Origin of the sequence: Rhodoplanes roseus (assembly GCF_003258865.1) — a bacterium.
Classification (GTDB): Bacteria; Pseudomonadota; Alphaproteobacteria; order Rhizobiales; family Xanthobacteraceae; genus Rhodoplanes; species Rhodoplanes roseus.
In genome coordinates, this window is the sequence record NZ_NPEX01000654.1 from 1 (window position 1) to 531 (window position 531).

Consider the following 531-nt stretch of genomic DNA (forward strand, 5'->3'; position numbering starts at 1 on the left):
GCCGGGACTTACGGGCCGATCGTCGTCCCGGCCGCCTGGATGGGCTCCGGCACCGTCACGGTGCAGGCCGACACCGCGCAGACTGCCGTCGTCGCAGGCTCCGGCACGAACGCCGTGCGGGTCGACCGCGGCGCGCGGCTTTCGCTCGGCGCCGGCGTCAAGATGCAGGCGACCGGCGGCCACGGCTGCTACGTCGAGGGCAAGCTGATCATCGCCGGCAACGTCGAGTTCGGTGCCTGCACCTATTCGCACATGCTGGCCGCCTATGGCGGGTCTATCGCCGTGGCCGCGAGCTATCGCGTGACCGGCGGCGCCCAGCAGCACTGGTACTGCTACGCCGGCGGCACGTTGGTCTGTCAGTCCGTCACCGTGACACTCAGCGGCACGCCGGCGTTCTCGGTTGCGTTTGCGCAGTGCTCGTCGGGGCACATGACCGTCAACGCCAACGCGTTCTCCGGCTCGGCGAGCGGGCCGCGCTATCTCGCCGATCTTTACGGCGTGATCCAGACCTACGGCTCCGGCACCAGCTAT

General features: G+C 69.7%; 1 pseudogene. It reads left to right on the forward strand.

Annotated elements, in window-relative coordinates:
• Positions 1 to 531: pseudogene (locus CH341_RS34760) on the forward strand (hypothetical protein); the annotation flags it as partial.